Here is a 25,846-nt window from a genome sequence, read left to right on the forward strand (position 1 = left end):
TTTTCTAAATAGGCAATTGCAGCAACTTATATCGCTCTACATCAGGGCTTAATTTAGCTTGCTGACCAGTGGCTGCTGTTTGCCCTTGCCAATCTTCTCGATCTATCCATCCAAATCTCACTAAATTAATATTTAGAGTTTGTGCACTTTGAATTTTTGGATCGAATTTCTGGAAATTAACTACAAGATAATAGCCAGACTTGTCTTTCTTCGGTTTTGCTCCTGTGGCACTTTGTTGGGAATAACTACGATTACCGTAAGTGTTACGACTACTTGAAGAAGTTTTAATTTCAATTGAGAAGTCATTATTCGGGATGTAAACAATATCTTTTTCAATGGCACTGCGATCGCGCCGCCAAATTCCGGGGTATTTGCTGGCGAGTTCTAATGGGATTAGTTCATGTAAAAAAAAGCCCATGATTTGGGGAGTAGGGAATAAATTTACTCCTATTCTGTAGCCTCTGCTGGTTATGCTGGATTTAAAAATTTCACTCCAAACTTGAATAACCACGTCATAAATTTCTTGTGGATCTAGTGGGTGTTGATCTATGAGTTCCCGTGTCTTCTCTTGCCAATCTTGGACAGGAAGCCCCGTATAGGGTGATTGCATTTACTCTATTTCCTGCAATAGTTCGCTGGGCGATACTCCTAGAGCTTTTGCTAACCGCAAGATGTTTAACAGCGCTATGTTTCTCTCACCCCGCTCAATACCACCAATGTAGTTGCGGTGCAGTCCGGCTAGTTCTGCTAACTTTTCTTGGGAAAAGCCTTTTGATGTTCTTAGCCTGCGAACTTGCTCTCCAAATTTTTTTAGCTCTGGGTTTTCTGCCACATAAGCAAGATATCGGTGACTGCACTCCAAAATCTACACACTATGAGTGTGATTTAGGATTAAGTAAAGCCAGCACGCCCATAGTCAGACTAAGCATAATCAACTCGATGCCATCACTTTAATTGCTTTCATCGGTACTCGGGGTTCTAGGGCGTAGGAAATAGATTGATGTCTAATGCTTCAAGTTATTGATATACCAGATAGTCCGATCGCCATTCCCGCAATTTTTATCGATCGACAAAAGGGCGTCAAACGCAACTATCCCCGCAGAAATAGCATTTCAAGCATTCGGATCGATTCCCAATTCCCTAAGTTTAGCTGCAAGTGCTTCACTGCGCCGGCGTTCGGATTCTAATTGGCCGATCGCACTTTCAGCCCTTTGTCTTTCCTGTTCAGCCCTTTGTCTTTCTTGTTCAGCCCTTTGCCTTTCTTGTTCAGCCCTTTGTCGTTCCAATTCCGATTGTTCCGAACTCCAAAGTAGCAAATTTCCGGCTGCATCCCACCAGCGCAACCAGTGCATAGTTGCACCCAATCGCGTCCCGTACCAAATGCCTAAAAATAAATTAATTTCAGGTATCCAGTAACGTCCCTCCGCTGTCGGTGACTGCAAAACATATTGATTTTCTTGCAGACAGCGCACTTCCAAATCTGGTTCATAAGGGTCAAAAATAACGTAGGTAGGAATCTGCCAAATTTGCTCGTAGCAATACAGTTTTCCGTAGGGATATTTGGCGCGCACCGAATATTCGCCAGCGTCGGTTTCCGAGAGAAATTCCATCGCTATCGCAATTCGATCGCCCTCCACAGATGGCGTATAACTGCGGCGAATCACTCCTTCGGGTAGCAGCAGTATTCGCGGTACATACATCCAGTCTGGCGCTTTCACTACGGTTTTTTGATTGACGGTAGCTGCGATCGCAAAATTCGACGCAATTAACATTTCGGGTTGGATGCGATCGTTGCTACCGAGAGCATCCGTCAGTGCGGCCGCCAGCGGTGGCTGTTGAATATTTTCCACGGGATCGTCGGGTAATATAAAGTCTGATGGCAGTTTTTCCCAGGTAACAATTGGTTCTTGTTTCGTGGGATTAATTTGGAGAACCATAGATTAGTTCCTAGCTGTTGCGATGGCTCTATTTTATCATAATTTTTGGTAATTAACAATTGTTATTGTTAACTTTTTTGACCGCGATCTATGTAATAGCTGCTGAACCAAATATCAAGATTTATTAAATATTCGCAATCTCTGACTGACAGAATTCAAATATTTATCTAGAATCAAAAATAGCTAAGCCCTGAAACTGAAGGTAATAAAATGTCTGAACTTAGACAAAATCTAATTACCAGAGATTGGGTAATTATCGCCACGGAACGGGCAAAAAGACCGGACGAATTTGCTAATAAGAAAAAGTTGATAGTAGCAGTCCCGCCACACCGCGCCGATTGCCCGTTTTGCGTGGGAAATGAGGAGGATGGAACCTTAGAAACTTTTCGTTTGAGTGATGAACACACGGGCTGGAAAGTCCGGGCTATTGGTAACAAATATCCCGCCCTCTCCCCGACAGCAGAATGGATGAGAATATCATCGGGAATTCATCGCACGATGGCTGGAATCGGGGTTCATGAGGTAATTGTCGAACACACGCGGCACGATTTAACTACTGCTTTGTTCACTGTTGCAGAAGTGACGGATATACTTTTAGTATACCGCCAGCGTTATTTGGAAATCAGAAAATCTCCCCATATCGAAACAATTGTGATATTCAAAAATCACGGGGAAAGTGCCGGAACTTCTCTCGAACACCCTCACTCGCAGATAGCAGCGACGCCCGTTGTACCCAGCCAATTTCGCAGCCGCATAGAGGCAGCAGTTCGCTATTTTGACGATACGGGAGAATGTCTGTTTTGCCGCAGTTTGGAAGATGAGTTAGCATCCGGTGAAAGAGTGATTTTTGAGAGTGAATATTTTGTAGCTTTTATCCCTTATGCTGCACTTTCACCTTTTCATATCTGGATTTTTCCGCGCCGACATTCGTCTTCGTTTGATGATATTACTGATGCGGAAATTACGGATTTAGCTAATAGTTTAAGAACTGTACTCGCTCAGCTTTATTACGGATTGAACGATCCAGATTACAATTATAGTATTCGATCGGTTCCCACGGCCGAACAGGGGACAAAATACTTTCACTGGTATATGGCAATTATTCCCAGAGTGTCGAAGCAGGCTGGGTTTGAGTTGGGTAGCGGGATGTTTATCAATACTGCTTTACCCGAGGAAAGTGCTCAGTTTTTGCGATCGACCGAAATTCCTATCAACCCTAATTTCCGGTCAGCCTAAAGTATAATAAGTTACAACGTCTCAATAATGTCCGAGGCGAGGATGGGAGACAATTTGATAATTTTCAATCATCGGTTGAAATAGACAATTTAAACCTGCAACAACTTAATTTATGCTCAAAATTGATCTACGTACAAATACTGATGAATTTTGCTAAACTCACAACAAACTTTCGACATACTCCCAACAGTCATCGCTAAAATTAGCTCTCAACATATTTCTAATTTTAGTATCGATCGATAATCTCGCCTCACCATAGTCAGCACTATCGCTGATTTCGCAACTATCATCAGACAGATGTTCTTGAATGTAGGCGAGAGTATTGGCGAAATTAGCCAGAAAATAATGTTCGTCTACCCAGGCTGTCGGATCGGGGATAGCTGGACTTCCAAAAGCCCGATCGACTAAATCCTCTTTAGCAATATCGTCAGTTTGATTTTTCATGCTGAGGTCGATTTATATAGAATTTGCAACATATCCCAATCTTAAGGTTAATTTTAAAGGCGCTGGCGATCGCGATCGAGCAACCGCTGTGACAAATTTGTGTAATTTGTGCGATCGCGATCGAGCTTTTTTTGTCAATGCGTGTTATCATGCGAGCTCAAACTCAACGGCCCAAAACTTTCACCTCCGGTAAAACAGACTTGGGCACCATTCCGTGCACTCCTTTCTGCGGATTATTGACAGCCTGCGTAACCCTAAAATTTACGACTAGCGAAGACAAAACATAAGCATCTTCTTCTTTGAAACCTGCAAAATGTTGCAGCCAATAAACCGTCTGTTTTACCGCCATCTCAAACGCATCATCTAATGTTTCACCGAAACCCATAATTACAATATGAGTAGGCGTTTCAGCAAACGGAAATATTAGAAATAAATCCTTACGCAAGCAGATTTGAATAGTTCCATTCATCGAAGTTTCAATTGCAGTACCGTTAACTTCGCCGTCTCCCTGTGCCGAATGTCCGTCGCCCACAGACAGCAAACCGCCACGCACCGAAACAGGTAAAAATAACCGCGTTCCCGGTTGCAATTCCTGATTGTCCATATTCCCGCCGTAGCGTTCGGGAGGAATAGAAGAACGGTTGATTTGTGAATCAGCAACACCGATAATTCCGAAGAAGGGATGCAGCGGAATCTTAACCCCGCTACCTGCGGGAAATTCCGCAATCTTTTGCTGTAAATCTAGGGGGATAAACCGCAATTGAGGTGTAGGGAAATACTCAGATAAAACTCCCCATCCGGCACGAATTGCATTAAATCCTACTGGTAAACTCGGGTAAACTTCCTCGATGTGAATCTCTAAAACATCTCCCGGTTCGGCATTGTTAACATAAATCGGGCCTGTTAGCAAGTGCGGGCCCGGGCCGACTTTGCGGTTAGCGGGTAAATTCTCACAAATATCTAAAAATTCGGGGGTGACAAATTCCGGCGGGGCCTTGTCAGCAACATAATATCCTGAATAGGTTTCGATATCGATGCGATCGCCCGAATCGACAATTAAAGCAGGTTCAAGCTTGGGAGAGAAACCGCCCAAGTGTACGGTTTTGCAGTTAGCCTTGAGAATGTGGTGAGCCATTCGATTTGAGATTTTTCGATTTGAGATTTACTCCACAGATTAATCTAAAAACATGAACTTTGGTTAAAAATTTTAGACTCTCCATGACTTAAGTTGGGGGCTTTCACCCCTTTTTTAGGCGAAGTCATATCTATTTGAGATTAATCTACCCTTTCTCAGATAGATCAGGTATGTCTGGTAATGCGTAATGAGTCATTGATGATTGGCTTCTGGGCTTTTAAATGGCAAAACTTTTTATGATTACCGATTAGCGATTACCCAAGCCTACTTCATATGAGAGATCGAACTGCTATAGTTGAGGTTAATCGTATCTGAGACATTCTAAAAATTTCTTAACTTTTTGATAACATTCGTAATCTAAAATATAAAGTCTAGAATATGAAATCGCTGTTTTTGTTTGATACTAATGACCAATGACCTGTTTGAACAATGACCAATGACCTGTTTGAACAATGACAAATGACAAATGACAAATGACAAATGACAAATGACAAATGACCAATGACCAATGACCAATGACAAATGACAAATAACTTATGTTAACACCATTGCCCGATCGAGCAGAAACACCTCAGGGTTCTCCGCGCAATCCTTGGTTTTTTGCAGTTTTGATTTTGACGCTCCTATTATTAGGTTTAATTGTCCAATCTTTTCTCAACCAACCAAAACTTTTAACCGATCCGTTCCTGCAACTCCCAACAACTAACTCGGTGCGAGTCGTCTGGTTTACCGAATTTCCCGGGATTCGCAATATTGTTGCTTGCGGCAAAAATTTAACTAAAATCGCGGTGGCAAATACTACAAAGCTAAGTCGCGTTCGCGAAGACAAAGAATCGCGCATCTCCGATGAAATGAAACAGGGGATAACTGGCAGCAATCCCATTGCTCGCAACATCTGGCGCCACGAAGCAGAAGTTACCAATTTAATGCCCGGTGTTCGCATTCCTTATCAAGTCACCAGCGACAGGAAAGATGGCGCATCTGTTAGCAGCAAAATCTTCAGTCTCTCTCCGACACCAGCACCAGGAATTGGGCTAAAAATTCTGTTCACTTCCGACCATCAATTGATGCCGATGACAGCGGCCAATCTCCAGAAAGTAGCAGAAACATTTGATAAAGTTGATGCGGTTTTCATGGCTGGGGATTTAATTAATATAGCCGATCGCGCTTCCGAATGGTTCGACGACGACCGAGGCCGCGCATTTTTCCCCGGTTTGCAAGGCCGCGCCTTCTCCGAAATCGACAAAAACGGCATCAAAACCCTGTACAGCGGTGGCGAGCTGATCCAACACGCCCCCTTATTTCCGGCGATTGGGAACCATGAAATCATGGGCAGGTTTTCCAATAGCAGCACGCTCAACGAGCAGTTTAATGACCCTTTTCCCCGCGCTGCTGTGGAAAAAATATATCCATACCTCACTCAACAATATGCGGTAAAAGATCGAGACCTTTGGTTAAAAAACAATAGTTTTAATAGCGATACTTACAACGAGATTTTTAGCTTTCCCCGTGAGAAAAATTACTATGCTGTGACTTTTGGAGACGTGCGGTTAATTACTTTGTATGTGACGAATATCTGGCGGACTCCGAATTTAGATCCGGGTGCCAGAGGCAAGTATCGGGAACGAGACGAAGATTTTGACCGCCCTGAAAAATGGGGATACGGACAGCATATTTTTGAGCCGATTGCCAAGGGCAGCGCTCAATATACTTGGCTGCAAAAAGAGTTAAATAGTTCGGAATTTCAGCAGGCTAAATATAAAATTGTGATGTTTCACCATCCGCCGCATTCTCTGGGCGACAATATTGTACCTGCTTATACTGACCCGGTGCAAATAGTCGATCGCACTTCCGATGGCGAGATTAATATGGTGCGTTACGAATATCCAAAACAGCAAGATTATCTGATTCGGGATGTGGTGCCACTGTTAGAAGCCGCGGGGGTGCAGTTAGTTTTGTACGGACATTCGCATTTGTGGAATAGATTTATCAGCTCCAGCGGAATGCACTTTTTAGAGACTTCTAATGTCGGTAACAGTTACGGCGCCTTTGCAGGGAAAAAGCGCCGATTTATACCGCCGGGATATCAAGAAGATTACAGCGCTATTGGAGATCCGAACAATTTGGAACCTGTGGTGCCTACTGTGGCGCCTTTGTTGGGGAAAGATGGGCGGGCGCTGCCGTATATTGACAGCAACGATATTACAGCTTTTAGTGTGTTTGATACGGGGAACGGTACGGTGAGCAGCTATTATTTTGATACGCGGAAACCTGAGTCGGCAGTCGTGAAGTTTGATGAATTTAAGTTGAAAAATTCATGATAGCAAGTTCGCATTCTACCTTCCCACAACCAAATCTGTAATTAATGGCAAATGATCCGAACCGATATTGCTACCAGTATGAATCTTGAGTACACCAATTTCTTTGCTGACTAGAAGGTGATCGATGGGAATGTACAGCAGCGGCATAAAAGTCGGCCAAGTCGGTAAAAGGCCAAAACCCGATCGCGCATTGTGCAATTTTCCAGTATTTACCATATTTTTGTAGAACGGCGACCACATTGTGGTATTGAAATCGCCAACCACCACCAGCGGATTTTTGAGTTGGGCTGCATACTCGCCGATGGCTGCTAGCTGTTGGTTGCGATCGATAAAACTCTGCGGTTTGATCGGCACAGACGGATGAACAAGCAGCATCGAAATAGTTTTACCTTGAAATTTAACATCCGCAGACAGGCTCCTTCTTGTCTGTGAAAAAGCTTTAACAGCAGCATTCTCTAAAGGCAGCTTGCTGTAGATTGCACTTCCATATTCCTCAGATTCTTGCTGCTGGGAAGAATAAGGAAACATTTCCCTTAAAACCGCTAACTCTTTTGCCCAATCTGTGCTGACTTCTACAAAAACAGCGATATCTGGTTGTTCTGATTTCACGAGGGATATCACATCAGCATATCGGCGATTACTCGTTAAAACATTTGAATGCAAAATCCGCAAAAGTTGTCCGGGAGTCGAGCCAGCAAATGCTGGCGCTGGAAAATACCAAGGAACAATTTCGGCTAAATTAATGATTATACAAAATGCGCTTACCAGCAGCCATATTTTTTTCGATCGTACCAAAGCGAAAAATATCAAAGTAGAGAAACTAACCAGGAGATATTGTAGTTTAAAATGAGAATTTAACTCAAAAAGTAGATTAAATTCTCCCAGATAACCTGCGATTGACAAGAGTGCATTTACAATCGCTGCGATAATAAACCATTTTAAGATTGCGTGCTTTAAACTAATAACTTTATGATTGCTACTGTGCAGCACCGCCCATTTCAGCTTAATTTTCAGGTCGTTGGTAATCGGCAATCTATCAATTTCTGTTACCAATTGTTCCGGCTGTTCCAACTCTCGCCGCTGCTGATAAAATCTTACCAGCAAGCTATCTACCACAAAATAACTAAAATAATTGGCAACAAATCCTGCAAATACCAACACACCTAAACCGCTGAGCATCCCAAAGGAAAGGCCTACTTTCCTCAAACCCGACCAAGTAGCTGAATCGCCTGTTTTACCCGTAGCTAATATGGCGATAAATAGCATTAAAGCAGGAAATCCGATCGTGATTGTGTTTCTGATGAGCTTGTCAATCATACAATGTTAGATTTTAGTTTTAAAATAAATGGATATCTTGCAAAAGTCTTTTAAATCAACTTTTGGAACGGGCTCTCCGGCCCATTCCACATAAAAAAAAATTGTGGAACGGGCCGGAGAGCCCGTTCCGATTCTTGCAAGAAATTTAATGATTCAGTTGGTCGGGTGTGGATTGCAAACTGATTGACTCGAAGGTGGCTTGAACAAATAGAATACTGTTTAAATTTCATAAATTTCTAACGGTAAGTTATCTGGATCTATAAAAAAGGTAAACCGTTTTTCTGTAATCTCGTCAAAGCGAATCTCTTCTACTTCTATTTGGCGCGATTTCAAGTAAGCAACGGATGCTTCTATATCCTCGACTGCAAAAGCCAAATGTCTCAAACCGCAAGCTTCAGGATTGTTGACTCTGGCGGGAGGATGCGGAAATGAGAACAGTTCAATCATTGCGTCGCCGTTTCCGACTTGCAAATCTAGTTTGTAAGAACTTCTCTCGCTGCGGAAGGTTTCTTTGATAATGGAACATCCCAAGACTTCTACATAAAATTTCTTGGACTTTTCGTAATCTGAGCAAATAATTGCCACATGATGTATTGCTTTTATTTTCATCTTAAAAAAGTTAGTTGCGTTTTGTAGCACAGTACGGTATCGATAATTATATTTGACTTCCAGGAAAACCTGCTAATACCATTTTCCCCAAATAATAAAACTGTCGCCCCGTGCTTCAAACCCTTATCCCGTAAATCATCCTCAATCTAAAATCTAAAATCTAAAATCTAAAATCTAAAATGGTCTGATTGAAGCCCGATCGCCCTTTATTTTCCCCCTTCCAAATCTTAATCGGTAAAATTCTCGAAAAAAAAGCACCCCACTTTGATAAAATGAGAGTTTTGCAGTCAATTACCCTATTTGCATCTCAAGGAGACCAGCACCATGGCCCGTATGTATTACGACACCGACGCCAACCTAGACCTCTTAGCCAACAAAACGGTTGCTATCATCGGCTACGGTTCCCAAGGACACGCCCACGCCCTCAACCTCAAAGACAGCGGCATGAATGTCATTGTCGGTTTGTATCCCGGTAGCAAATCCGCCGCCAAAGCCACCGAAGCAGGTTTAACTGTTCACCCGGTAGACAAAGCAGCCGCCGCCGCTGACTTCATCATGATTTTATTACCCGATGAAGTTCAAAAAACTATTTACAAAGAACAAATCGAACCTAACCTTTCAGCAGGAAATGTTTTAGCATTTGCTCACGGTTTTAACATTCACTTCGGTCAAGTTGTGCCCCCAGCCGACGTAGACGTAGTAATGGTAGCGCCCAAAGGCCCCGGACATTTGGTGCGGCGGACTTACGAACAAGGCGAAGGCGTGCCGAGTTTGTTTGCAGTATATCAAGATGCCTCCGGCCAAGCGCGCGATCGGGCAATGGCCTATGCTAAAGGTATCGGCGGCACCAGAGCCGGCATCCTCGAAACCACTTTCCGCGAAGAAACAGAAACCGATTTGTTTGGCGAACAAGTAGTTTTGTGCGGCGGTTTAAGCGCCTTAATTAAAGCTGGATTTGAAACCTTAGTTAACGCTGGATACCAACCGGAATTAGCTTATTTTGAATGTTTGCACGAAGTTAAACTTATCGTTGACTTAGTAGTAGAAGGAGGCCTCGCCAAAATGCGCGACAGCATCTCCAATACCGCAGAATACGGCGATTTAACTCGCGGCCCCCGCATCGTCACCGATGACACCCGCGCCGAAATGCGTAAAATTCTCAGCGAAATTCAATCCGGTCAATTTGCTCGCGAATTCGTTCTCGAAAACCAAGCTGGGAAACCGGGCTTTACTTCCATGCGCCGTCAGGAAGCAGAACATCCGATTGAAGAAGTTGGTAAAGATTTGCGCGCCATGTTTAGCTGGTTGAAAAAGCAAGCGTAATCGATTTTAGATTTTAGATTTTAGATTTTAGATTTTTTGTTCTATCTAAGATCTAAAATTGCCAATCTAATACTAATTTTCAAAAGTAGTAGTAGGGTGTGTCGCCACGAACAATCCCATAACAAGAAAGGTTCGTAGTGTGGACTTTAGTCCGCAATAAGAGCGGACTAAAGTCCACACTACGAACCTTATACCATTTTTTTTAAGTTATGATAGAGTTTTATGAAAAGGTCAAGGAGATAATTACAATGTCCAACGGTCGTTTACCTCTATTGCATCTTTAGAAAAATGGTATAACAGACAAAAATCGGTCACTAAGTTCTTCTTTCTTTCAACTGTTAACTGTCAACTGTCAACCGTCAACTGTCAACTGTCAACTGTGAAAACTATCGATTCGGACTAGGGTTTTTTTGCAAGTCCTCAATCTCCTTATCTCTTTGCTTGTTTACGTCTTTTGGCTTTACCCATGATGGCCACAACCCGACAAATAATTTTCTACTCGCCACGCTGGTATCTCTTATAGGTTTGGGAAGAAAAGTTAAGCTGTCACCGTAAAGGGTAAACAGGGCTACAAACAGCAGCACTATCGGGATAATATTTTTTTTAGGCATGGCAGTTTCACAGTTAAGTTTGTAAAAGTCCTTGTTTATATTTTGCCCTGGCATGGACAAAATATATCAGCGCTCAAGAAAAATAAACGCCTCGGCGCAGCAGGCACCCAGACAGCATAAAATGCTGGTAAGTAGCAATATCATTAAAAAATGCTGACTACAAACTGACAATCTCAGTTCAAATGTGCCGACTCGTGAGTTCAGAAACCCGGTTTCTTCGTAAATTTATCGTTACTAAATGGGAAACTCGTAGAAACCGGGTTTCTCGCCTCTGCGCGGGGAATCAAACTGTCAACTGTCCCTGGTCAACTGTCCCTGGTCAACTGATACTGCGGACTCGTGAGTTCAGAAACCCGGTTTCTTCGTAAATTTATCGTTACTAAATGGGAAACTCGTAGAAACCGGGTTTCTCGCCTCTGCGCGGGGAATCAAACTGTCAACTGTCCCTGGTCAACTGTCCCTGGTCAACTGATACTGCGGACTCGTGAGTTCAGAAACCCGGTTTCTTCGTAAATTTATCGTTACTAAATGGGAAACTCGTAGAAACCGGGTTTCTCGCCTCTGCGCGGGGAATCAAACTGTCAGAAGTATTGATGACAACTGACAACTGACAACTGACAACTGACAAATGACAACTGTCCCAGGTCAACTGTCCCAGGTCAACTGACTACTTATTTCCTTGAATAAAAGTTTGCACGACTGCGTTAGTTTCAGGAGAAATTTCTGTAACTAGGCGCACTGGAATTGCATTCGTTGAAGCAAATTGCGCGTATTCTGGGGTGAGAAATACTGCATATTTGTCAGCTTCTGCCGTTAGTTGAGCGGCACTGGCTAGACTGATAGCTTTAATATAATTGCGTATGCTAACTGCTTGTTCGCCGACAACTTCGTCGCCAGTTATTACTGTGCTGGGCCTTCTAACTTGGTCTAAGGTTGTACTCGGATCTTTAACGCTTAAGTGAGTGCCGCCGACAAAACCGACTAACCATTTGGGAGATGGAATTTGTTGGAATCCGGCAATTTGTTCGACTAAGGCGGGTGTGGTTTTGTCGGCTGAAGATGCTACTATCAATGTGGGAATTTGAATGGCACTTAATCCAGTTTCTCCAAATAGTAATGATGTGGTGGGATTCATGACGATCGCCCTTTTAATCCTCACATCCCGCAATTGATACCGTTCTTGGGGCAATCCGGCCGCCGCGCACTGAATGCCTTCGCCCAAGCTAAACCCAATCAAATCGCCCTGACAGCGCTGTTTGAGCCTGGTCAATTGCAGTTCGGCACCTGCTAAGGATAAGGCTGTGCCGCCGCCGAAGGAATAGCCCACGATCATCGATCGCTCGATCGCGATTTTCCCCTGCAAGTTATCATCAGTTTGGTTTAATTTAGCCAGTTCATCCAGCACAAAACTGATATCTTTAGGACGGTCTAAAAACTCCTGAGCAGCTAACAACCGAGATTTACCGGCGATCGCAGCATTGGTATTCGTTTCGTTGCTTCCCGGATGTTCCAAAGCAGCTACCACATAGCCGTGAGACGCCAAATGCTCGGCTAAATAGCGCAAATCCGTGCGTACCGAACCCAAACCGTGAGAAAACACGATCGTCGGTTTGTCAGCAGTCGCAGCTTTCGACCAATACACATCAACCGGAATGCGCCGATTGCGGGCGCTATCGTTTAAATCTAGCTTCAGTACGCGCACCGAATTCGGGCCGGGTTGGGTGGGGTCGAAAGGCGGGTTAAAGGCGGGTTTAGTAGCGGCTAATTGAGGTGCGATCGCCGCCATAAACCTCTGAGTTTGCCAAAAACCCGAGTTTAAATTGCTCAAAACTGCGAAAGCTCGATCGAGATCCACCACTACCCGCGAACTCGGATAAGATTCAATAAAACTCAATACCGATAAGCCTTCCGGCGCGTTAGCCCCCAGCACCAAAGCCGCTCGCAGGGCTTCCACACCCGCACCGTCGCGCCTCGGTATCACCGTAGTCAAATCCGTCAGGATCGCCGTCCCGATGCGCGTATTGAGCAAGTTGCTCAAACCGACTACATTCAGGGGGATTTTCGCTTTTAGCGCTCCCAAGATTTGACTGCGCTGTGCGTCAGACAACAGACTGGCGTAAGCTTGCAGTTTTTCGGGGACTTGTCCAGTTTTTGCCAGCTCGCGCAAATCTGCAACCGAGATTGACGATTCTAAAATACCTTTACGCACAACCACGGTTTCTGCCGCTTTTACAGGAGATGTCAAGCCGCTGAAAGTGCCGATCGCGATCGCGCTACAAACACTCGCGACTGACGAAAACCATCTGAAATTTGGTGTAATGCTCATTTTTACCTTACTCAACTAGAGAGATATCACTATATTCTCAGAATTCTCCCAGATACCGAGAAATTGTTATAGATGCCGAGAATTTGTGCCGATCGTGCGATCGCAATTAGTGAGTTTGCCGATCGTGCGATCGCCAAGGCCTCTGGACATATTTACTTACCGCTCAGTAATCATGCTCGTATTTCCTCATTTTGAGGCATAAACAAGGATATTTAACTTTTTTATTACCCAAGATGACTGATAATTTAACCTCAAATCAGTAATAACTTAACTAAAAAATAACACCCGACTACTTAACCTGTTTGTTCAACCTTTGTTAGCGAGCAATTGAACTCGCAGGAGTCAATTTTTAACAGTATTAACCGTGCTAAAGTAAGCTGTACCATACAACAACAAATTATGAGTTTCACAGGCAACACTCCCGTAGTGGATGGCATTCAGCTTGCTGACGCCAACCCCACTAAAGCAGATACAGTCAACTACACCGTCACTTTCAATCAAAGTGTTACCGGAGTAGACATCGCAGACTTTACTCTGAACTCGAACGTAATAAATGGTGCCAATATCGCAGCAGTTACAGGTAGCGGTGCATCCTATAACGTAAGTGTTAACACTGGCAAAGGCTCTGGAACCGTCGGATTAAATCTCGTCGATAATGACTCGATTAACAATTCCCTACTTATACCCTTAGGTGGCGTAGGTCAAGGTAACGGCAACTTTACCGGACAAACTTATACTATTGATAAAACTCCGCCTACAGTCAGCTTCGACCCTGTTACTCCAGATCCGCGCAACACAAGTGTTACCACAATTCCCATTACTTTCAGCGAACCTGTAACTGGCTTTGATACAGCCGATCTCACTCTCACTCGCAACGGCGTGGCTGTTCCTCTCACAGGTGCTACGCTAAACAGCACTAACAATACTAATTGGACTTTAGACAACTTAACGGGATTGACGGGTGGTGACGGTAATTACCAACTCTCTCTGACTGCTGCTGGTTCTGGTATTGTCGATCGAGTCGGCAACGCTCTCAACACAAATGCTAGCAATATTTGGAGTGCCGACTTCACTGCGCCTACCGCCGCCAGCAGCTTCAGCAACATCAACACCGCAGGTGGAAATACTTACAACTTCACTGTCACCTATACCGACAATACAGCCCTCAATGTCAGTACCTTAGATAGTAAGGATATCTTGGTGGCTGGGCCTGAGGGCAAAATCCAACAAGCTACTCTGGTAAACTTCACGCCCCTAGGTAACGGCACTCCCCGTAGCGCCACCTACTCCTTCGTTCCCCCCGGCGGCACTTGGGATACCGCAGATAATGGCACTTACACGGTACAGTTACAACCTCAGCAGGTGAGCGACACTGTTGGTAATTTTGATGTAGCTGGCAATCTGGGAACTTTTACAGTCAATATTCCTGCCGCACCTGCGCCCGTTGTCACAGCGCCGCCAGTCACACCTGCACCCGTTGTCACAGCGCCGCCAGTCACACCTGCACCCGTTGTCACAGCACCGCCAGTCACACCTGCACCCGTTGTCACAGCACCGCCAGTCACACCTGCACCCGTTGTCACAGCACCGCCAGTCACACCTGCACCCGTTGTCACAGCACCGCCAGTCACACCGGTTGTCACAACAACACCTGTATCTGCACCTGCATCGAGCATCGTGACACCGATTCTCAAAGTAACGCCGACGGCGAAGTCTGCACCGATCGACACGCCGACATCGATCGACACGCCGACATTGATCGACACGCCGACATTGATCGACACGCCGACAGCGATCGACACACCGACATCGATCGACACACCGACAGCGATCGACACGCCGACATCGATCGACACACCAACGGCGGCACCAACAGCGATCGACACACCAACGGCGGCACCAACAGCGATCGACAGGCCCAAATTGATCGCGACGGCGACATCAACTGGCACAACTGCAACTGCAACTGCGACACGCACACTGATCGCGATCGCAACGCGAACACCTGTGTTTACCGCGCCACCAACTAACCCACGCACAGTCAGCGATTGTCCGCCTGCGGGAATGCCGATCGCGCGATCGACATCCACCCCGATACCTGTAAATCGTCAGCCCGATCGCGGATATGACCCCATAACTTGCCCTCAAACAAATCCCGTCAATTACCGCAGCAACACTCCAGCACCCAGCATTTGCCCGCCGCTGCTTGCTGCCAAGCCGATCGCACCTTCAACACCTAACTGTGCTTCTGTTGCGGGCGATCGAGATAATGATGACTTTTTAATCGGCAGTTCCAAAAATACCAACTTCGGCAGCCAACAGAGCGATCGACTCTTAACTACCAAGTCTTCTTTGTTTGGTGCATCTTGTGTTCCTGGAATTTCGCAACCATCCACAATGAATAATATTCATAGTTTTGGTTTGACAACTCAGTTGCAATTTCAGCATACAACTTTAGTAAATATGGCATCTCAATTTCACATTCGCTTGATTTGATATGGGCATTAATTACCAAGTAAATTAGGCCTATAAAACTTACATCAAGCCTAATTTATAATTCAACCATACGGATATATGAATCGATATGTCATTGATTATTGTATCCGTTTTATTGATAACTCTATATTTCTATAGAATTTACTTAATAAATGACAACAGGGGAAACCGATGATCAATAGATATTGCGATTGCTTCGTTCCTCTCTTCGGACAGTCTTAAGTAAACCGTATAGCTCTATATTTATTACTGGTGGAATTTTTGTGCATTCCTATCGTGTCGGATCGATTCATAGCAGTAAGATTCGCTCGCGGTTGTCCGCGAAACTTTGCTCTGCGGGAGCGGACTGAAGTCCGCACTACGAACGAACGAATCGGCGGACTGAAGTCCGCACTACGAACGAACGAATCGGCGGACTGAAGTCCGCACTACGAACGAACGAATCGGCGGACTGAAGCCCGCACTACGAACCGTTTTAGTTATCGTAATCCATCGGAGCTGATATCAAGCATTGATTTGTATGTTTGTTGAAAATGTTTCAATCTCCGTATCGGTGCCGCCTCTGTACTTAAATTTGGAAAAATAGAAGTTACTAGGTGAAATTGCCGATAAAAGATAGCGATTTAGCTTAAGGTACCAAGCCAAATTGGGGTTGACATCATATTTTATGTTCAGTATTATAAAAATTAAACTCTATAATACAACACGGTTCACTGAAGACGGCTCCGGGGTAAAACACTATGAAAAATAGATCCTGCGATTGCTTCGTTCCTCTCTTCAGACAATATTAAGTGAACCCTATTGCCCTATAATATCGTTTCTGCCGAGATTAGAATCATTATTTTGCCAGCGCCGCGCGATCGCCCTCGTTGCATCCTATCGTTTCCGTCGGCATTTAAAAAAATCAACTTACCTCAGCTATCAGGATGATTTCAATGAATACCTTGACACTTCCGGGCTATCAAATCAGCACTTCCATCTCCGAGGGCTTCAATACCAGCGTTTACCGGGGAATTAGACAGTCAGACGAACAACCAGTCATCATCAAAATCCTTAAGGCAGAATTTCCCACCCTCGAACAAATTACGCGATTAAGAAACGAATATAAAATTACTCAGCATTTACACGTAGAAAGCATCGTCAAATCATACAGTCTCGAAACCTATCAAAACCGTCTCGCCCTAATTCTAGAAGACTTTGGCGGCAACTCCGTCAGCCAAATGATCTCAAAAAAACTTGACTTAACAGCATTTCTCAACATTGGCATTCAACTAGCATCAGCCATCAACTCGCTTCATCAAAAGGGCATCATTCACAAAGACATCAAACCCTCCAACATAATCGTTAACCTGGCAACAGGAACCGTCAAACTCACCGACTTCAGCATCGCTTCCCGACTGAGCAAAGAAACCCCGCAAATTAACAGCGCTAACTTAGTTGAAGGCACAGTCGCCTATATGTCTCCCGAACAAACTGGGAGAATGAATCGTACCTTAGATTATCGCAGCGATTTTTATTCCCTCGGTGTCACATTTTACGAAATGCTGACAGGCGAATTGCCATTTATCAGTAACGATATTTTGGAACTCGTGCATTGTCACATTGCCAGACATCCCGCACCGCCTTGTGAATGCAGAAGAAATCAAGAAAATAGTGATAAAATTCCGCAAGTTGTTGCTGATATTGTGATGAAGCTGTTAGCAAAAAATGCCGAAGATCGGTATCAAACTGCGGATGGAATTAAAGCAGATTTAGAAAAATGTTTTAATTCTTGGCAGACAACTGGAGAAATTGCTGATTTTTTACCGGGAGAGTTCGATCGATCGCCACAACTGTCAATTCCTCAAAAACTTTACGGGCGAGAAGCTGAAGTCGATCGCCTCCTGGCTGCTTTTGAACGAGTTAGCGGAATTGATCACGCGCAACAGTCAGAAAATGCAGAAAATCTCGTACCTACTCCCCAAAGCGAAATAGTCTTAGTTTCAGGTTATTCTGGCATTGGGAAAACCGCGATTATCAATGAAGTTCACAAGCCGATTGTCAGACAGCGTGGCTATTTTATTAGCGGCAAATTTGACCAATTCAAGCGCAACATTCCCTATGCAGCTTTGATTCAAGCTTTCCAGTCATTAATCGGGCAGTTGCTGACTGAAAGTGCGGAAAATTTGCAAGCTTGGCGCGAAAAGTTAGCGGCGGCTTTGGGTGCAAATGGTGCAGTGATTGTTGATGTGATTCCTGAAATTGAGCTGATTATTGGCAAACAGCCGGAAGTGCCACAATTGGGGGCTGCTGAATCTCAAAATCGGTTTAATCGAGTCTTCCAAGAGTTTATCAGCGTTTTTACTTGTGTAGAACATCCGCTGGTACTATTTTTAGACGATTTGCAGTGGGCTGATTCGGCATCCCTGAATTTAATGCAGTTGTTGGTTGGCAACTCGGAAAGTCAATATCTGCTTTTGATTGGTGCTTATCGGGATAATGAAGTTAATGCGATTCATCCGCTCGTGCAGGCGATCGACCAAATCGAAAAAACTGGCACTCCTGTACATCATATCGTCTTGCAACCGCTGGATTTCGCGAATGTATACGAATTAATCGCCGACACCCTCACAGCTAACGACAAGCTGAGATTGCTGGCTGAGTTGATTTTCAACAAAACGGGCGGCAATCCTTTCTTCATCACGCAGCTTTTGCAAGCGCTGTATCAAGACAATCTGTTACACTTTGAATTTAGCAGCGGTAGTTGGCAGTGGGATTTAGCAGAGATTCAGGCGATCGGCATTACGGACAAAAGTGTCGTCGAATTGGTAGCCAGCCGCATCGAAAAACTGCCAGAAACCACGCAAAAAATGTTACAATTGGCGGCTTGTATTGGCGACAAATTTACCCTCGATGTGTTATCAATTGTCAGCGAACAATCTCAGGCGCAAGCAGCTAGCGAACTCTGGGCGGGGCTACAAACCGGATTGGTTCTCCCGTTGAGTAATGCTTACAAGATTCCGCTGCTTGGAGGCTGGGGATTAGAGAATTTGCGATCGATTCTTCCCGCTTCCCAATCCAAGATTGCATACAAATTCCTGCACGACAGAGTACAACAAGCAGCATATTCTCTGATTCCTGACGAAGAAAAGCAAGCAACGCACCTCAAAATCGGTCAACTACTACTCGAAAATACTCCGGCTTCCGACATTGAAGAAAATGTCTTTGATATTGTCAATCAATTAAATATCGGTGTTGAATTCCTTGCAGGAAAAGCCGAAAGATATCAACTGGCACAACTGAATCTGATCGCAGGGAAAAAAGCTAAAGTATCGAATGCTTACGAAGCTGCTGTCAGGTATTTGAATGTCGGTTTGGAACTCATTACCTCCCCTCAATCTCCCGTTAGTGTACAGTCAAGTTGGCAGACAGATTATGACTTGACGCTGAGCCTGCACGTAGAAGCAGCCGAAGCCGAGTATCTGAATACTAACTTTGGGCGATCGCAAGAATTAGCTGATATCGTGTTACAACAAGCGACAAATCTGCTGGATAAAGTTAAAGGTTACGAACTGCAAATCCAGTCTTATATTTTTCAAAAGCAGCTTCTACAAGCCATAGATACTGGTTTACAGACTTTGGAAATATTGGGATTTTCTCTCTCAAAACTCCCGCGAGAGGGTTTGGCTGCAATTAAGTTACCTCAGCTTGAGGAACTAGAAAATGTTCCGGTAATGACTGATAGCTATGAGTTAGCCACAATGCGGATACTCTCGGCTGTTGTTTCTCCTGTTTTTATGTCAAAACCAGAACTATTGCCGCAGATTATCTTCACAATGGTTGATTTTTCGATTAAACGGGGTAATTCAGCACTTGGGGCGATCGCCTACAGTTGGTATGGTTTGCTGCTGATTGGGATCTTAGGAAATATAGACGCTGGATATCATTCTGGACAACTAGGTTTGAAGTTATTAGAGCAATTTAATGCTAAAGAACTGAAATGTAAAGTTTATGTTATCTTTAATAGCTTTGTCCGCCACTGGAAAGAACACGCTCGGGAGAAAATTTCACCCTTGATCGAGAGCGTTCAAAGCGGTCTAGAAACCGGAGATTTAGAATATGCCAGTTATGCTACTGTCTGCATTTGTTTTGACCCTTTCTTGATGGGAGAAAAGCTAGAAAATCTCGAACAAAAACAAGTGCAATACTTCACTTTAGGACAAAAATTAAAACAAGAATCTGCGATAGTGATCCTGGCTATATGTGGGCAAATCTTTTTAAATTTGCGAGGTATTTGCGCCAACAAGTATCAATTGATTGGTGAGAAATTTAATGAAGAAGAAGCGTTTTTTACTCTGCAACAAACCAACAGTAAAATGCAAATTTTTTATCTCTATTTTGCAAAACTACTGCTTAATTTTTTATTCAAAAGACCAGAACAAGCAGTTATTGAAGCATCTTTAGCCGCAGAATACGCCTCAGCAGCCATTGGCTTCATGATGATTGGTACGCACAATTTTTACTATTCCCTATCACTCCTCGCTGCATATCGAACTGCTGACACTACAGAACAACAAAAATACTTGCTGCAAGTAGCAGCAAATCAGGAAAGAATGCAGCATTGGGCGCATCACGCCCCCATGAATTATCAGCACAAGTACGACTTAGTAGAAGCAGAAAAAGCGCGGGTTTTAGGTAAAGTTTGGGAAGCAGCAGATTATTATGACAAGGCGATTCAAGGAGCCAAAGAGCAGGGATACATCCAAGAAGCAGCACTCGCTAACGAACTTGCAGCCGAGTTTTATTTGGGTTGTAACAAAGACAAAATTGCTCAAGTCTATCTCACAGAAGCCTACTACGGTTACATCCACTGGGGAGCCATAGCCAAAGTCAAAGATTTAGAAACCAGATATCCCCAATTAGTCTCCCAAACTCTCAACCGAGAAACTAAAAGCCGCGATTTAACTGTCACCACCACGACAACAACCACCAGCAGCGATTTTAGTAAAACCTTAGATATTGGCACATTCATTAAAGCATCTCAAGCTATTACCAGCGAAATTGTTCTAGATAAATTGCTCGCTCGTTTAATTAAAATTTTGTTGGAAAATGCGGCCGCTCAAAAAGCAGTGCTGATGCTCTACAAAGATGGCAATCTTTTGATCCAAGCAGCTTGCTCTGCTGATGACAATGAAGCCGTCGTCTTGCAATCCCTGCCCGTTGAAATTAGTTCGGATTTGCCTGTATCGATTGTGAACTATGTTGCCAGAACTAAAAAAGACTTGGTTTTAAACAGTGCAGCCTCAGACGGCTTGTTTACCGCAGATCCTTATATTGTCAGCAATCAGCCTAAGTCAATTATTTGCAATCCGGTTATTTATCAGGGTAAACTCACAGGCGTTATATACCTGGAAAATAACTTAGCAGCAGGTGCATTTTCTCCCGAAAGATTGCAAGTTTTAAAAGTGCTGACTTCTCAAGTCGCCATCGCCCTGGAAAATGCTAAACTATACGCACAAGCCCAAGAAAAGTCACAGCAGCTAGAACAATCTTTGCACAAGTTGCAGCAAACCCAAGCTCAACTTGTGCAAACGGAAAAAATCTCAAGTTTGGGGCAGTTGGTAGCAGGAGTTGCTCACGAAGTCAATAATCCCGTTGGCTTTATTTCTGGGAATCTCCACTACGCTAATGATTATGTACGAGACTTGATTTGTATGGTGAATCTTTACCAGCAGCACTATCCGAATCCGGTGCCGGCAATTGTGGAAGCAGCAGAAGATATTGAACTCGATTATCTGATGGAAGATTTGCCGAAAATGCTGGGTTCTATGCAGCTAGGAACCGATCGCATTCGTGATATCATGCAATCGTTACGGAACTTCTCGCGCGTTGACGGCAATGATAAAAAACTCGCCGACATTCATGCAGGGATAGAGAGCACGTTGATGATTTTGCAGCACCGCTTGAAGGCTAACGCGGAACGTCCCGCAATTCAATTGATTAAAGAATACGGCGATTTGCCTGCGGTTGAGTGTTTCAGCGGACAACTCAATCAGGTGTTTATGAATTTGATCGGAAATGCGATCGATGCTTTGGATGAGTCGAATCGCGATTCCCTACGGGATAGCTGCGCCGCGCGTACTTACGCTGAAATTGAACAGCATCCGAATGTTATCACAGTTTGCACCGAAGTCAAGGAAGATGTGAAGGAAGAAGGAAGAAGGAAGAAGGAAGAAGGAAGAGGGAAGAGGGAAGAAAGTTCGGTAGCGGATGTAACGGATGTTAGAGGTGATAAGATTGAGAGTTTTGTGGTGATTCGGATTAAGGATAATGGGGCTGGGATGGCTGAAGCTACTCGGTGTAAATTGTTTGATCCGTTTTTTACTACTAAGCCGGAGGGGAAAGGGACGGGTTTGGGATTGTCGATTAGCTATCAAATTGTAGTCGAAAACCACGGTGGTGCGATCGAGTGTATTTCGGAACCGGGAAAAGGTGCGGAATTTGTGATACAAATTCCGTTGAGTTAGAGAAGAATACCGGGTTTTGTAGAGTCCGCACCTTAACGATTATGTCATTGCGAGCGTCTTCGCGAAGCAATCTCTCTTACCCTGCGATTGCTTCGTTCCTCGCAATGACAATAATTACAGATAATCCGCACCTTAACGATTATGTCATTGCGAGCGTCTTCGCGAAGCAATCTCTCTTACCCTGCGATTGCTTCGTTCCTCGCAATGACAATAATTACAGATAATCCGCACCTTAACGATTATGTCATTGCGAGCGTCTTCGCGAAGCAATCTCTCTTACCCTGCGATTGCTTCGTTCCTCGCAATGACAATAATTACAGATAATCCGCACCTTAACGATTATGTCATTGCGAGCGTCTTCGCGAAGCAATCTCTCTTACCCTGCGATTGCTTCGTTCCTCGCAATGACAATAATTACAGATAATCCGCACCTTAACGATTATGTCATTGCGAGCGTCTTCGCGAAGCAATCTCTCTTACCCTGCGATTGCTTCGTTCCTCGCAATGACATAATTACAGATAATCCGCACCTTAACGATTATGTCATTGCGAGCGTCTTCGCGAAGCAATCTCTCTTACCCTGCGATTGCTTCGTTCCTTGCAAAGACATCAATATCCTATTTAAAATCCAAAACAGGGAAAGGTTTCGCCGCTTCTATCTGCGCCGCTAACGCAATTAAAGTAGCTTCCGCCGCCGGCCGCCCGATAATTTGAATTCCCACCGGCAAACCGTTATCATCTAAGATGGCTGGAAGTGCGATCGCAGGTAAACCACTAGCATTAAACGGCGGACAAGGAGCAACCCAATTAATAATCCGCTGCAAAGTTTCCTCACAACTCAAATCTGCCCACTCACCAATCCCAATTGGCGAGTGCATATAAGTTGGCAAAACTAACACATCAAAATTTTCAAAGAATCCCACAATCCGCCGTGAAATCACCTGCATTTGATTCACCGCCCGCAAATATTCCCCAGCGGAAACAGTCTTTTCCAACAACCAGCGATTCATTGGTTCCAAAACTTTGCCTGGAATACCGCTTGCTGCCGCCCCAGACTGCCAAATTACTGTAAACGGTTCGATTAAACCGGTACAATCCGGGCATCCCGGTTCGACATCGTGACCTAAATCTGTCAGTAATTTTACGGTTTCGAGTACGGCTTGCTGACACACGGGCGCAGCCTCACCTACGGGGGCAATACTGGTAGAAAAAGCTATTCGCAGTTTGCCCAACTTTTGACCGGCAGCCTCTAAAAACGTGGGATTTGGGTCTGGTAGCCAGTACGGATCGCCCGTTGTGTAGCCTGACATCACATCCAATAGTGCCGCCGCATCAGCTACGGTACGGGCGAGAGGGCCGTTGGTAGAAATTCCGCTCAGGTAATCTCCGACTGGTGCCCAGGAAACTCGCCCACGTGAGGGTTTAATGCCTACTAAACCGCAGGCGGAAGCTGGGCCTCGGATCGAACCGCCGCCGTCTGAACCTTGGGCGATCGCGCATAAACCCGCCGCTACGGCCGCCGCTGAGCCGCCGCTGGAGCCTCCGGGCGTGTAGTCTAAATTCCAGGGATTGCGCGCGGGCCGGAAACCTGGGGGCTCGGTGTAAGGCAATGAGCCAATTTGAGAGGTTGCTGTTTTGCCCAGAATGTTAAATCCGGCTGCTTCGATCCGCCAGACTACTGACTCGTTGTAGGGAGAGATGTTACTGTGCAGTGCCTGAGTTCCGTAGGTACACGGAACGCCCGCAACTGGTGTGAGGTCTTTAATCGCGATCGGCACTCCGAAAAAAGGCGGCAATTCCTCTGACTTGTTTAAGCCTGCTAGGTGCTCGGTTTGCGCTGTCGCCAGTTCGATCGCCCGATCGGCCGTTACTGTAAAATAACTACCAAGCTGATGGTTTAATCGATCGATCCGTTCCAAGTACACATTGACAATTTCTAGGGGCGACACTTCTCGATCGCGGATCGACTTGGCCAAATCCAAAGCAGAAGTAAAAGCCCGATCGACAGAATTCATCTGTTTTCGTCCTCTATCCTAGTAGTGTAAAGTAGCAATTTATACTTTTTGCTTGCGGAAAACTCTTTGCCGTCAAAAAACGATCCAAACAAGTCGAAAATTCATATTCGATCGTAGATCCATTTGGCTCGAACCTTGCAACCGACAGAATATTTGCTTGCTAGTGCAGAAGTGTGACCCCCTATTGAGATAAACTGATCACAACAGTTAAGCTTTTGTGCAAGCAACGCACAAGGGCGATCGGCATTACCTAACTTGCACAAATCATCTGTTAAAGTCAGCCTTCTCACCAACTTAAGGTAGCGCATATGACACAACAGCATCCGCCAGCCCCTCGCCCCCCGGTACCCGGAGCACCGCCACCTCCAGGGCTGCCCCGCCCTCCAGCTCCAGGCATTCCCAGAGCAGCAGGATTGCCGCCAGCACCGCCGCCCGCACGACCGCCCGCAGCAGCAGCACCCCAATCCTTCGCCACACCTAAAAACCCCAGCTCCAGCAGCAGCGGAAATCCGACTCTGAAAGAGCTAGTCATCCGAGCCAAAGAAGAAGGAGTATCCGACCTTCACCTCGGAGTAAACGAATTCCCCCGCTTCCGCACCCGGGGCGAGATTGCCGACATCGGCTATCCACCGACGGATTTAGATACGTTTTTTGGCTGGCTGCGCGAGTGCATGAGCGATGAAGAAATAGAAATTTTCCAAAAAACCCTAGACTTTGACGGCGCTTTCGACTTCGGCTTCGTCCGCATTCGGATCAGTTGCATGGACTCCTTGGCCGGCCCGGCGATGGTGCTGCGGCTAATTCCTGCCAAAATATTGACAATGGAGGAATTGAAGCTGCCCGAAGTCTTTAAGAAAATATGCGGCTACCACAAAGGGCTGATTTTGGTGACGGGCCCGACAGGTTCGGGCAAATCTACCACCTTGGCCGCGATGATCGACTACATCAACAAGAATAAAGCCTACAACATCATCACGATCGAAGACCCGGTAGAATTCGTACACGAAAGCAAAAAATCCTTGATCAAGCACCGGGAAGTCGGCAGGCACACCCTCAAGTTTATGAGCGCTCTCAAAGGCGCTCTGCGACAAGACCCGGATATGCTGCTAGTAGGAGAAATTCGGGACAGAGAGACGGTGGAAATCGCCCTCAAAGCCTCTCAGACAGGTCACTTAGTTGCAGGAACCCTGCACACCAACAGTGCGGTTAAAACCCTGAACCGGATTCTGGATATGTTCGGGGCGGAAGAACAGGATGCCATACGGGTTTCAATTTCCGAATCCCTAGTGGCGATTATTGCTCAACTGCTGTGCAAAACCACAGACGGTAAGCGGGCTGCTTTCCACGACGTTATGATCAATACTGACGTGGTTAAGGAATACATTCTCAAGGGGCAGAATGAGGAAATAAATCAAATCATGATCAAAGATACTTATGAAGGCATGACGACGATGAATAAGTCGCTCTACGGCCTTTATCAAGAAGGTCGGATTACTGAAGAACTTTGTGTAGAGAACTCGCCGTTCCCGAACGAAATGGCTCAGATGCTCCGAGGTCGAGTCTAAAAATC

General features: G+C 45.0%; 18 protein-coding genes. 8 read left to right on the forward strand and 10 right to left on the reverse strand.

Annotated elements, in window-relative coordinates:
- Window positions 1–4: 4 nt before the first annotated feature.
- The 3 genes from QZW47_RS14225 to QZW47_RS14235 form a co-directional block, all read right to left on the reverse strand.
- Window positions 5–610, reverse strand: coding sequence for a ScaI family restriction endonuclease (locus QZW47_RS14225; protein ID WP_293128090.1), 606 nt, complete (start codon window positions 608–610; stop codon window positions 5–7).
- Window positions 611–832: a helix-turn-helix transcriptional regulator gene (locus QZW47_RS14230; RefSeq protein WP_265234942.1), complete on the reverse strand. Its 222-nt coding sequence runs from the start codon at window positions 830–832 to the stop codon at window positions 611–613. It lies immediately after the preceding gene.
- Window positions 833–1,112: 280 nt separating this feature from the next.
- Window positions 1,113–1,937: a Uma2 family endonuclease gene (locus QZW47_RS14235; RefSeq protein ID WP_293128091.1), complete on the reverse strand. Its 825-nt coding sequence runs from the start codon at window positions 1,935–1,937 to the stop codon at window positions 1,113–1,115.
- A 210-nt stretch (window positions 1,938–2,147) separates the two neighbouring features.
- Here QZW47_RS14235 and galT point away from each other — a divergent pair, with 210 nt between their 5' ends.
- Entirely contained in the window at window positions 2,148–3,173 is a 1,026-nt protein-coding gene (galT, locus tag QZW47_RS14240; protein WP_293128092.1) for a galactose-1-phosphate uridylyltransferase, read from the forward strand.
- 159 nt (window positions 3,174–3,332) lie between these two features.
- Here the strand turns inward: galT and QZW47_RS14245 are convergent, their stop codons facing one another.
- The gene (locus tag QZW47_RS14245) at window positions 3,333–3,617 is read right to left on the reverse strand and encodes a hypothetical protein (protein WP_293128093.1); all 285 of its coding nucleotides are present in this window, start codon (window positions 3,615–3,617) and stop codon (window positions 3,333–3,335) included.
- On the opposite strand from QZW47_RS14245, the gene QZW47_RS14250 reads away from it, so the two are divergent.
- Entirely contained in the window at window positions 3,616–3,810 is a 195-nt protein-coding gene (locus QZW47_RS14250) for a hypothetical protein (RefSeq protein ID WP_293128094.1), read from the forward strand. The two genes, QZW47_RS14245 and QZW47_RS14250, sit on opposite strands and share 2 nt — an antisense overlap.
- Here the strand turns inward: QZW47_RS14250 and QZW47_RS14255 are convergent.
- Entirely contained in the window at window positions 3,781–4,752 is a 972-nt protein-coding gene (locus tag QZW47_RS14255; RefSeq protein WP_293128095.1) for an acetamidase/formamidase family protein, read from the reverse strand. The two genes, QZW47_RS14250 and QZW47_RS14255, sit on opposite strands and share 30 nt — an antisense overlap.
- A 536-nt stretch (window positions 4,753–5,288) precedes the next feature.
- On the opposite strand from QZW47_RS14255, the gene QZW47_RS14260 reads away from it, so the two are divergent.
- On the forward strand, window positions 5,289–7,073 hold the full coding sequence (locus tag QZW47_RS14260) for a metallophosphoesterase family protein (RefSeq protein ID WP_293128096.1): 1,785 nt from the start codon (window positions 5,289–5,291) through the stop codon (window positions 7,071–7,073).
- Between the two features lie 15 nt (window positions 7,074–7,088).
- Here the strand turns inward: QZW47_RS14260 and QZW47_RS14265 are convergent, their stop codons facing one another.
- Entirely contained in the window at window positions 7,089–8,390 is a 1,302-nt protein-coding gene (locus tag QZW47_RS14265; protein ID WP_293128097.1) for an endonuclease/exonuclease/phosphatase family protein, read from the reverse strand.
- Window positions 8,391–8,609: 219 nt separating this feature from the next.
- Window positions 8,610–8,999 (reverse strand): VOC family protein, encoded by a 390-nt coding sequence (locus QZW47_RS14270; protein ID WP_293128098.1) that lies wholly within the window; start codon window positions 8,997–8,999, stop codon window positions 8,610–8,612.
- A 324-nt stretch (window positions 9,000–9,323) separates the two neighbouring features.
- Between QZW47_RS14270 and ilvC the strand changes: the two genes are divergently transcribed.
- Complete coding sequence (gene ilvC / locus QZW47_RS14275) at window positions 9,324–10,322, forward strand: ketol-acid reductoisomerase (protein ID WP_293128099.1); 999 nt, start codon at window positions 9,324–9,326, stop codon at window positions 10,320–10,322.
- Window positions 10,323–10,708: 386 nt separating this feature from the next.
- On the opposite strand, the gene QZW47_RS14280 is transcribed toward ilvC, so the two are convergent.
- Window positions 10,709–10,933 (reverse strand): hypothetical protein, encoded by a 225-nt coding sequence (locus QZW47_RS14280; protein WP_293128100.1) that lies wholly within the window; start codon window positions 10,931–10,933, stop codon window positions 10,709–10,711.
- A gap of 667 nt (window positions 10,934–11,600) precedes the next feature.
- Window positions 11,601–13,259, reverse strand: a complete 1,659-nt coding sequence (locus QZW47_RS14285; RefSeq protein WP_293128101.1) for an alpha/beta hydrolase — start codon at window positions 13,257–13,259, stop codon at window positions 11,601–11,603.
- 72 nt (window positions 13,260–13,331) lie between these two features.
- Here QZW47_RS14285 and QZW47_RS14290 point away from each other — a divergent pair, with 72 nt between their 5' ends.
- From QZW47_RS14290 to QZW47_RS14300, 3 genes are all read left to right on the forward strand, one after another.
- Entirely contained in the window at window positions 13,332–13,454 is a 123-nt protein-coding gene (locus tag QZW47_RS14290) for a hypothetical protein (RefSeq protein WP_293128102.1), read from the forward strand.
- Between the two features lie 204 nt (window positions 13,455–13,658).
- Window positions 13,659–15,755 (forward strand): hypothetical protein, encoded by a 2,097-nt coding sequence (locus QZW47_RS14295; RefSeq protein ID WP_293128103.1) that lies wholly within the window; start codon window positions 13,659–13,661, stop codon window positions 15,753–15,755.
- Between the two features lie 935 nt (window positions 15,756–16,690).
- Window positions 16,691–22,261, forward strand: a complete 5,571-nt coding sequence (locus QZW47_RS14300) for an ATP-binding sensor histidine kinase (RefSeq protein ID WP_293128104.1) — start codon at window positions 16,691–16,693, stop codon at window positions 22,259–22,261.
- Window positions 22,262–22,878: 617 nt separating this feature from the next.
- Here the strand turns inward: QZW47_RS14300 and QZW47_RS14305 are convergent.
- Entirely contained in the window at window positions 22,879–24,276 is a 1,398-nt protein-coding gene (locus QZW47_RS14305; protein WP_293128105.1) for an amidase, read from the reverse strand.
- A 308-nt stretch (window positions 24,277–24,584) separates the two neighbouring features.
- Here QZW47_RS14305 and QZW47_RS14310 point away from each other — a divergent pair, with 308 nt between their 5' ends.
- On the forward strand, window positions 24,585–25,841 hold the full coding sequence (locus QZW47_RS14310) for a type IV pilus twitching motility protein PilT (protein WP_293128106.1): 1,257 nt from the start codon (window positions 24,585–24,587) through the stop codon (window positions 25,839–25,841).
- Window positions 25,842–25,846: the final 5 nt, after the last annotated feature.

The sequence above is a fragment of the Microcoleus sp. bin38.metabat.b11b12b14.051 genome (assembly GCF_013299165.1).
In the GTDB taxonomy this organism is placed as follows: domain Bacteria; phylum Cyanobacteriota; class Cyanobacteriia; order Cyanobacteriales; family Microcoleaceae; genus Microcoleus.